Source organism: Myxococcota bacterium, assembly GCA_035498015.1.
GTDB lineage: Bacteria > Myxococcota_A > UBA9160 > SZUA-336 > SZUA-336 > VGRW01.
The window spans coordinates 1-9,899 of the sequence record DATKAO010000164.1; the positions used below are offsets into that span (position 1 = coordinate 1).

The following is a 9,899-nucleotide window of genomic DNA, read 5'->3' on the forward strand; positions in this document are numbered from 1 at the left end:
GCGACGCTCGACCTGGTCTCCAACGGCCGGGTCGAGTTCGGCACGGGTGAGTCGTCGTCGATCGCCGAGCTCGGCGGCTTCCGCGTCCCGGTCGCGAAGAAGCGCGACATGTGGCGCGAGGCCGTCGAGCAGATCGCCAACATGATGGCGATGGACCCGTATCCGGGCTTCCAGGGCGAGTACTTCTCGATGCCCTGCCGCAACGTGGTGCCCAAGCCGGTGCAGAAGCCGCATCCTCCGCTCTGGGTCGCGTGCTCGAACCGCGAGACGATCAAGCTCGCGGCCAAGCTCGGCATAGGCGCACTCACTTTCGCTTTCGTCGACCCAGCCGAAGCGAAGCAGTGGGTCGACGACTACTACCGGATCCTGCGCACCGAGTGCACGCCGGTCGGCCACGCGGTGAACGCCAACGTGGCCATGGTCACGGGCTTCTCGTGTCACCGCGACTTCGAAGAGGCCACGCGGCGCGGGCTCGAGGGCTTCCAGTTCTTCGGCTACGCGCTGGGTCACCACTACGGCTTCGGCGAGCACAAGGCCGGCCGCACCAACATCTGGGAGAACTTCCAGAAGGCGCGCGCCGCGCTGCCCGACGCCGGGCCGAACCGCGGCGGCATCGGCACACCGGACTCGCTGCGCGCGCACCTGCGCAAGTTCGCCGACGCCGGCGTCGACCAGGTCACCTTCATCCAGCAGGGCGGACGGAACCGGCACGAGCACATCTGCGAGTCACTCGAGCTGTTCGCGGCCGAGGTCATGCCGGAGTTCCACGCCGAGGAGGCCGAGCGCCAGCGCAGGAAGAGCGAAGAGCTCGCGCCCTTCATCGCGCAGGCCTTCCAGCGCAAGCAGTGGATGCGGGAGCTTCCCGACGACGAGATCCCGACCATGATCGCTCTGGGCCGGCAGGTCGCCGAGAGCTCCGCGCAGGGCCGCTGATGGCGGGTCTCACCTTCGACGAGTTCCGGGTCGGCCAGAAGTTCGAGCACCAGCCGGGCCGCACGGTCACCGAGACCGACAACCTGTTGTTCTCGGCGCTCACGCTGAACCCGCAGCCGCTGCACCTCGATGCCGAGTTCGCCAAGACGAGTCACTTCGGACAGCGCCTGGTGAACTCGATCTTCACGCTGGGGCTGGTGGTGGGTCAGTCCGTGGGAGACACCACGCTCGGCACGACCGTGGGCAACCTGGGCTTCGAGAAAGTCGAGTTCCCCAAGCCCGTCTTCATCGGCGACACGGTCACCGCGCACACCGAGGTGCTCGAGAAGCGGGAGTCGAAGTCACGCCCCGAGTGGGGGGTCGTGGTGTTCGAACACCGCGGGCTGAACCAGCGCGGCGAGGTGGTGGCCGTGTGCCGCCGCGCCGCGATGATGCTGAAGAAGAGACCCTGAGCCGGGAACCGGCCCGTCCGCAGCCGCCCGGCCGCAGGGCCGTCGGTCACGGCCGGAGGTTCGAGGGCACGGTCGGCGTCTCGCCGTTCTGGCTCCAGCCGCCGCCGAGCACGCGGTACAGGTCCACGACCGCGACCAGCTCCTGCAGCCGGACCTGGGCGAGGGCCAGCTGCGCGGGGTAGAGCTGCTGCTGGGCGTCGAGCACTTCGAGGTAGCTCGCGAGCCCGCCCGTGTAACGCGTGCGGGCGGTCTTGAGTGATTCCTCGAGCGCGTTGACCGCCTTCTCGAGCTCGCCGCGCTGCGTCGCAAGCTTCGTGCGCGCGGTGAGCGCGTTGGACACCTCGGCCAGCGCGTTCAGCACCGAGCCTTCGTAGCTCGCGCGCGCGGCTTCGGTCGCCGCCTGGGCCGCGCGCCACTGGTAGGTGGTCTGGCCCGCGGTGAAGAGCGGCCCCGCGGCCTGCGCCGCGTAGGACCAGATCGAGGCGCGCCCCTCGAGCAGCCGCGAGGCGTCGGTGCTGAGCGTGCCGCCCAGCGCCGTGAGTCCCACGCGCGGGAAGTAGTTTGCGAACGTCTCTCCGATGGCGGCGTTCGCCGTGACCAGGCGCTGCTCCGACTCGATCAGGTCCGGGCGCCGTTCCAGCAGCTGCGCCGGCACGCCCGCGGGAGTTTCCGGAGGCACGGCCTGCGCCAGGAGCACGGCTCCGCGCGGCATGCCCTGCGCCGGCCGGCCGACCAGCACGGAGAGCTGGTTCTCCTTGGCCACGATCGCCTGCTCGACCCGGGGCACGTCGGCCGCCACCTGTGCGAGCGCCGCCTGCGCGCGCAGTGAGTCGAGCTTGGACGCCACGCCCCCGCGGTAGCGCCGGCTGAACAGTTCGTAGGTCTCCTGGAAGGCGACCACGTTGTCGTGGTCGATCTGCAGCTCGAGATCGAGCTCGAGCAGCTCGAAGTAGGCCTGCGCGACCGAGGAGACCAGCGATAGCACGACGCCCCGCCGCACCGCGTCGCTGGCGAGCAGGTCGGCGTAGCTCGCTTCGGCGCTGCGCCGGATCCGGCCCCACACGTCGATCTCCCACGATGCGTTCGCGAGCGCGAGGAAGGTGTTTCCCGTGGGCAGGCCCGTGACCGCGCTCGCGACCACGGCCTGCTTGCCGCGGCCGGCGGCGGCGTTGTAGCCGATCTGCGGAAACAGCGGGCCGCGCGCGATCGCCGCCTGGTCGCGCGCTTGCTCGACGTTGGCGATCGCCGCGTGCAGGTCGCGGTTGTTGGCGAGTGACTCCTCGACGAGCTGGCGCAGCACCGGGTCGTTGAATACGTCGAACCACGGCGTGTCGGCGATCGACGCCTGCTCGGCCGCCGTGTCGCGGAAGGTCTCGGTGACGGGCAGCTCGGGGCGGTGGTAGTCGGGCCCGACGGCGCAGGCCGCCAGCGCGAGCGCGGTGAGCAGCGCGAGAGACCGGCCGAGACTCACTCGGATCCCCCGTGGATCGGCGCCGGCGCAGCCGTGGGGGGCGCGGCGGGGGACGCGTGCGGCGCGCGCCGCGCGATCAGCTTCTCGATCACCACGTACAGCACCGGCACCAGGAAGACGCCCAGCGCCGTCGCGATCAGCATGCCCATGATCACGGCCGTGCCCATCTGCTGGCGAGACACGGCGCCGGCGCCGGTCGCGATGTACAGCGGAACGCAGCCCAGGATGAACGCGAACGAAGTCATCAGGATCGGTCGCAGCCGCAGGCGCGCGCCGTTGAGCGCGGCCTCGACCAGGGGCTTGCCGGCCTCCTTCTCGAGCTTCGCGAACTCGACGATCAGGATCGCGTTCTTGGCGGCCAGCCCGATCAGCATGACCAGGCCGATCTGGCCGAACACGTTGAGTTCGAACGAACGCGCGAACAGCCCGGAGAACGCGCCCAGCACGGCGAGCGGCGTGCCGAGCAGCACGCTGAAGGGCAGCGACCAGCTCTCGTACTGCGCCGCGAGGATCAGGAACACCATGAGCACCGCGAGCGCGAACACGGCCGCGCCGCCGCTGGCCTGCTTCTCCTGGTAGGACATGGCGTTCCAGGCGTAGCTCATGTCCGAAGGCAGCGTCTCGCGCGCGACCTCTTCCAGCGCCGCCATGGCCTGGCCGGAGCTGTAGCCCGGTGCGGGCGCGCCAGTGACTTCCGCCGCGCGGTACAGGTTGAAGCGCGTGGTGAACTCGGGTCCGCTCGTGTCACTCGAGTTCACCAGCGTAGAGAGCGGCACCATGTTGGCGTCGGCGTTGCGCACGTAGAACGCCGAGATGTCGTTCGCGGTGCGGCGGTACTCCGGCTCGGCCTGCAGGAACACCTTCCACTGCCGGCCGAAGCGGTTGAAGTCGTTCACGTACACGCCGCCCATGAACGCCTGAAGGGTGGTGTACACGCTGCGCAGGTCGACGCCCTGCTTGAGTGACTTGTCGCGGTCCACGTTCGCGAACACCTGCGGCACGCCGGCGCGGAACGGGCTGAACAGCCGCGTGAGCTCGGGCCGCTTGCGCGCGGCGTCGAGGAAGCGCGACAGGTTCTGGTCCAGGTAGGTGACCGCGCCGCCGCTGCGGTCCTGCAGCATCATCGAGAAGCCGCCGCCGGTGCCGATGCCCGGAATCGCCGGCGGCAGGAACGCGAACACCTGGGCCGCGGGAATCACTGCGAACTTCCGGTTGAGTCCCTGGAGGATGGCGCGGAAGTCGGTCTCGGCCGTCTCGCGCTCCTTCCACGGCTTGAGTGACACGAAGAAGAAGGCGTTGTAGGTCGCCGAGCTCTGCGAGATCAGGCTGTAGCCGGCCACGGTGTTGTAGTCGCCGACGCCCGGTGTCTCGCCGAGGATCTGCTCGACCTGCTTGCACACCGCATCGGTGCGCTCCATCGACGCGGCGTCGGGGAGCTGTACGTTCACGAACATGTAGCCCTGGTCCTCGTCGGGCACGAAGCCGGTGGGCAGCCGCCAGCCCAGCAGCCCGGCCAGCGCGGTGAGTCCGGCCAACAGCCCGAGCGTCAGCACGAAGCGGTGCACGAAGTGACCCGTGTAGCTCACGTAGTGGTGGGTCGCGCGCTCGAAGTAATGGTTGAAGCCCTTGAAGAAGCGCCCCATCAGCCCCGAGCCCAGGCCGCCGGGCTTGAGCAAGAGCGACGAGAGCGCAGGCGACAGGGTGAGCGCGTTGATCGCCGAGATCATCACCGAGATCGCGATCGTGAGCGCGAACTGCTGGTAGAGGCGCCCCGTGATGCCCGGCACGAACGCCACCGGGATGAACACCGCCGACAGCACCAGCGCGATCGCGACCACCGGGCCGGCGACCTCCTGCATGGCCTTCACGGTCGCGTCGCGCGGAGTCATGCCGTGCTCGATGTGATGCTGAACGGCTTCGACCACCACGATCGCGTCGTCGACCACGAGCCCGATCGCCAGCACCAGCCCGAACAGCGACAGCGTGTTGATCGAGAAGCCCAGCATCGGGAACACGGCGAACGCGCCCACGAGTGACACGGGCACGGTGAGCAGCGGGATCAGGGTCGCGCGCCAGCTCTGCAGGAAGATGTAGACGACCAGGATCACCAGCACCATGGCCTCGAACAGCGTGTGCTCGATCTCCACGATGCCTTCACTCACCGCGAGCGTGGTGTCGAGCGAGGTCACGTAATCCAGGCCGGCCGGGAAGCGCGCCTTGGCTTCCTCCATGGTGTGCTTCAGGCCGGCGGCGACCTGGAGCGCGTTCGAGCCGGGGATCTGGTACACGGCGATGATCGCCGCGGGCTTGCCGTTGAGCCGCCCGCGCTGGTTGTAGTTCAGGCCGCCGAGCTCGATGCGCGCCACGTCGCGCAGCTTGATCTGCGCGCCGTCCGGATCGGAGCGCACCACGATGTCGCCGAAATCGTCGGCGGTCACGAGCCGGCCCTGCGCGCGCACGCTCCAGGTGAACTCCTGGCCGGGGGGCGCGGGCTCGCCGCCGATCTTGCCCGACGGGTTCACGGTGTTCTGCTTCTGCACCGCGTCGACCAGGTCGGGCACGGTGAGTCCCAGGCGCGCCAGCTGGTCCGGTTTCACCCAGATGCGCATCGCGTAGTCACTCGTGCCGAACAGCACCACGTCGCCCACGCCGGGCACGCGCTTCAGCGCGTCCATGATGTTGATGTTGGCGTAGTTGCCCAGGAACGCGTCGCTGTAGGCGGCGTTCGGCGAGTAGAGCGAGAACAGGATCAGCGGGTTCGAGGTGGACTTCTTGACCGTGACTCCGAAGTTGCGCACGTCGGCGGGCAGGCTGGCCGACGCCTGGTTCACGCGGTTCTGGACCAGCACGTTGTCCATGTCGATGTTGGTCGAGACCTCGAACGACACGCGCAGGGTCATGGTGCCGTCGTTCGCGTTCACCGAGCGCAGGTAGATCATGTAGTCGACGCCGTTCACCTGCTGCTCGATCGGCGTGGCGGTCGATTGCTCGATGGTGAGCGCGTCGGCGCCGGTGTAGGTCGCCTGGACCTGGATCTCGGGCGGGACGATGTCGGGGTACTGGGCGATCGGCAGGCGGCTCATCGCCACCACGCCCACGATCACCATCATGATCGAGATCACGATCGCGACGATCGGCCTGCGAACGAAGAAGTAGTCACCCTGTACGGTGTGTGACTCTTCCACGGATCACCCCCCGACTGGCTTGGGATCTACCGTGACTCCGGCGCGGACTTTCTGCAGGCCCTCGACCACGACCCGATCGCCGGGCGCGAGGCCCTTCTCGATCACGCGCAGGCCGCCGCTGCTGGGTCCGGCCTCGACCGTGCGCAGCTCGATCTTGTTGTCGGACCCCACCACCGCCACCTGCTCCATGCCCTGCAGGTCACTGACCGCGCGCTCTGGAACGAGCAGCGCCTGGTGGCGCACGTCGACGATCGCGCGCACGCGCGCGTACTGACCGGGGCGCAGCGTGTAGTTCGGGTTGGGGAACTCGCCCTTGACCTCGATCGTGCCGGTGCGCTGGTCGATCTCGCGGTTCACCACGATCACCCGGCCCGGCTCGGGGTATTGGCGCCCGTCGACCAGGAACAGCTCGAGACTCGCGCTCTGGTCGTTGCGCGGGTCCGCGCCGGCGCCGACCTGATTCACCCGGTCGGCGAAGCGCAGATAGTCGCGCTCGGCGAGCGGGAACGAGACCCGGATCGGGTCGACCTGCGACACGGTCGTGAGTGGCTGCGGGTCGCCGGGGCCCACGAGCTCGCCGAGCTGGCGCTTGGCGGTGCCCACGACGCCGTTGATCGGCGAGCGGATCTCGGCGAACTCGACGTCGAGCCGGGCCTTGTCGACCAAGGCCTTCTGGGCCTGAACCTGGGCCTCCGCTGCGCGGTTGGCCTGGATCGCGTCGTCGAGCTCGCGCTGACTCACTGCGCCTTCCTTGGCCAGCGGAGTGAACCGCGCCACGTCTTGTCGCGTCTTCTCGAGCTGGGCCGAGGCGCGGCCCAGGTCGCCGCGCGCCTGCTCGAGCGCCGCGCGCAGCGGCCGCGGATCGATCGTGAACAACAGGTCGCCCTTCTTGACGATGCGGCCTTCCTGGTAATTCTGCGCGATCAGGTAGCCCGTGACCTGCGCGCGGATCTCGGCGTCGACCGTCCCCTGGGTGGTCCCGATCCACTCGCCTTTGATCGGCACGTCGCGCTGGACCACCTCGGCAACCTGCACGGGAATGGCGGCCGCGGCGCCGGGCTGCTGCGGCTTGCACGCCAGCGGCGCGAGCGCGCAAGACACCACGAGCGTTGCGGCGGAAATCGACGGCCTGCCCATCGCGCCGTTATAACACTAACGGGACAAACGCGGACGGCGGCGCCGGATGAAACCGGCCAAGACCGGCTTCATCGCCACGCACAGCCCGACCCACGCTCCGCCCAGCCCGAGCGTCACGAGGTCGAAGCGCACGTCCGGGGTGACTCGCCGCTGCGGGAGAACTGCGCCTGCAAGCCACACGCAGGACGCGTGCAGCAGCGCGGTGTAGAGCGGCGGGCCCAGCCAGACCACGCGCTCGAGCGCGCGAGCCCCGCGGCGCCACAAGAGCGCGAGGCCGGCCATCCCCAGGGGTACGGAGCACGACAGCGCGAAGGGCAAGACCCGGGCGGTCGCGAACAAGAAGCGAGTCAGCGTGTCGTCGGGCACGACCACGCTGAAGCAGTTCATGTTCAGCGCGTAGCAGCCGGCGCCCGTCGCGTAGCCCGTGACGGAGAACAGCGCGAGCCCCGGCAGGGACAGCGCGACGGCCCAGTAGCTCTCCTCGTTCACGCGCTCAGGATGGCGGCGCGAGCGCGCGGCGCAAGAGCTTCCCCGACTCGGTGCGCGGGAGCGATGGCACCAGATAGAGCGCGCGCGGCACCTTGTAGCCCGCGATCCGCTCGCGGCAGAACGAGGCCAGCTCGGAGTGACTCAAGCTGGATCCCGGCCGGACCACCACCCAGGCCGAGACGCGCGCGCCGAACGCGGCGTCGGACTCGGCGGCGACGGCGGCGTCGGCCACCGAGGGGTGCTCGCGCAGCGTGGCCTCGACCTCGGCCGGGTAGACGTTCTCGCCGCCGGTCACGATCAGGTCGCTGCGCCGGTCGAGCACGCGCAAGTCGCCCGAGCCGTCGAGCGCGCCGACGTCGCCGGTGTGCAGCCAGCCGTCGCGCAGCGCGCGCGCGGTCGCTTCGGGCCGCCGCAGGTAGCCCGTCATGAGCGTCGGCCCGCGCACGGCGATCTCGCCCGGCTCCCCGGCCGGCAGCGTGACTCCCTCGGGAGACACGATGCGCAGCTCGTTGCAGAACAGCGGGCGGCCGATCGCGTCGCCGGGCGCGCGCGCCCGCTCGAGCGGGAGCGTCGCGACCTGGGACGCCGCCTCGGTGAGTCCGTAGGTGGTCACGATCGGGAAGCCGAGCCGGCGCGCGCGGCGCAGGAGCGGCGCGGGCGCGGGCCCGCCGCCCACGAGCACGGCGCGCAGCCGCGGCGGCGCCGGCCGCTCACCCCATGCGTCGAGCACGCGCTCGAGCATGTTCGCGACCAGCGACACCAGCGTGACGTCGCCCCAGTCGAGCTCGGCCGCCACGCGCGCGGGATCGAAGCGTTCGTGCACGGTGACCGCGGCGCCGGTGAGCGCCGAGCGGTACAGGATCGCGAGCCCGCCCACGTGCTGCAGCGGGAGACAGGCGAGCCAGTGGTCGCCCGGCGCGTTGCAAAGGTGGAAGGCCGAGCCGATCGCGCTCCACAGGAAGGCGGCGTGCGACAGCACGGCGCCCTTGGGCGCGCCGGTGGTGCCCGAGGTGTAGACCACGGCGCAGGCGGCTGCGAGCTCGATCTGGTCGCACAGCGGCGCGTCCGCGGGCGCGGCCGGGAGCGGGGTCGCGGCGCGCCGCAGGCCCGGTGTCTCCGCGCAGGCTGCCTGAACGGTCGTGACGAGCTCCGGTGCATGGACCAGAAGGCGCGGCCGCGCGTCGCCGAGCTGGAAGGCGAGCTCTCGCGGAGTGAGTCGCAGGTTGAGCGGCACGAGCGCCGCGCCCGCCAGCTGCGCCGCGTGGACCAGCGCCACCAGCTCCGCGCCGTTGGGCACGAGCGCCGCCACCAGGTCGCCGGGAGTGACACCGAGCGCGGCCAGCGAACGGGCGCGCGCGCGAGCCTCGCGCTCCAGCTCGCCGAAGGTCCAGGTCACCCCCGCGCAGTCGAGCGCGGGCGCGTCAGGAGTCAGCGCGGCGCGCGCGCCGAGCCAGGTCCGCTGTCTCACCGGGGAGTCACCTCGCGCGTGGGGCCGGTGGCGGCGGCGCGCACGGCTGCGAGCTCGGGCCTCGCGCCCAGCCCCGGCTGTTCGGGAACGTGCAGGAAGCCCTCTTTCGGCTCGGGGCCCGGGCCCAGGTCGTCGGCGAGCAGCTCGCCGGTCGCGAGCCCGCAGGCCGGAAGCGGATCGGGCAGCGACGCGGCGAGCGCGAGCGCGGCCGCGCGGGCAATGGCCCCGTCGAGCGCGCTCGTGACCAGCACGCGCAGCCCCGCCGCGCGTGCGCGCTGGGCCAGGATCGCCGCGGCGCGCAGGCCGCCGAGCACCACCGGCTTCAGCACCAGCGCGTCGGCGGCGCCGTGCTCGATCACGCGCGCCGCAGCCGCGAAGTCGGCCGCCGACTCGTCGGCGGCGATCGGCACCAGCACGGCCTTGCGCACGCGCGCCAGGCCGGCGACGTCGGCCGCGGGCACCGGCTGCTCGGCAAGCTCGAGCTCGAGCGGATCGAGCTCGCGCAGGAGCTCGATCGCGAGCTCGGGCGGCCAGGCGCCGTTCGCGTCGATGCGCAGATCGGCTTCGTGGCCGACCGCGGCGCGCAGGGCAGTGACTCGCCGGCAGTCACTGCGCGGGTCGAGCGCGCCGACTTTGAGCTTCAGGGTCGAGAACCCGCGCGCCAGCAGCGCGCGGGCTTCGCGCGCCACGGCCTCGGGCGCGCCGGCCGACAGCAGCGCGTTCACGCGCACGCAGCGGCGCGCCGCGCGGCCCTCGCCCAGGAG

General features: G+C 70.9%; 8 protein-coding genes. 2 read left to right on the forward strand and 6 right to left on the reverse strand.

All coding sequences use genetic code 11. From position 1 onward, the window contains the following. On the forward strand, nucleotides 1–933 hold a 933-nt coding region (locus tag VMR86_14655; GenBank protein ID HTO08285.1), incomplete at its 5' end, for an LLM class flavin-dependent oxidoreductase. Further along, the gene (locus tag VMR86_14660) at nucleotides 933–1,385 is read left to right on the forward strand and encodes a MaoC family dehydratase (protein ID HTO08286.1); all 453 of its coding nucleotides are present in this window, start codon (nucleotides 933–935) and stop codon (nucleotides 1,383–1,385) included. The genes VMR86_14655 and VMR86_14660, both read left to right, overlap by 1 nt. Before the next feature lie 46 nt (nucleotides 1,386–1,431). Here the strand turns inward: VMR86_14660 and VMR86_14665 are convergent, their stop codons facing one another. The 6 genes from VMR86_14665 to VMR86_14690 all read right to left on the reverse strand — a co-directional run. Beyond that, nucleotides 1,432–2,856, reverse strand: a complete 1,425-nt coding sequence (locus VMR86_14665; protein ID HTO08287.1) for an efflux transporter outer membrane subunit — start codon at nucleotides 2,854–2,856, stop codon at nucleotides 1,432–1,434. After that, complete coding sequence (locus VMR86_14670; protein HTO08288.1) at nucleotides 2,853–6,041, reverse strand: multidrug efflux RND transporter permease subunit; 3,189 nt, start codon at nucleotides 6,039–6,041, stop codon at nucleotides 2,853–2,855. Before VMR86_14670 ends, VMR86_14665 begins: the two co-directional genes overlap by 4 nt. A 3-nt stretch (nucleotides 6,042–6,044) precedes the next feature. After that, entirely contained in the window at nucleotides 6,045–7,178 is a 1,134-nt protein-coding gene (locus VMR86_14675; GenBank protein HTO08289.1) for an efflux RND transporter periplasmic adaptor subunit, read from the reverse strand. Nucleotides 7,179–7,193: 15 nt separating this feature from the next. Beyond that, nucleotides 7,194–7,667 (reverse strand): hypothetical protein, encoded by a 474-nt coding sequence (locus tag VMR86_14680; GenBank protein ID HTO08290.1) that lies wholly within the window; start codon nucleotides 7,665–7,667, stop codon nucleotides 7,194–7,196. A gap of 4 nt (nucleotides 7,668–7,671) precedes the next feature. Further along, nucleotides 7,672–9,135 (reverse strand): o-succinylbenzoate--CoA ligase, encoded by a 1,464-nt coding sequence (gene menE / locus VMR86_14685; protein HTO08291.1) that lies wholly within the window; start codon nucleotides 9,133–9,135, stop codon nucleotides 7,672–7,674. Beyond that, a partial coding sequence (locus VMR86_14690; GenBank protein HTO08292.1) for a mandelate racemase/muconate lactonizing enzyme family protein occupies nucleotides 9,132–9,899 on the reverse strand: 768 nt, incomplete at its 5' end. The genes VMR86_14690 and menE, both read right to left, overlap by 4 nt.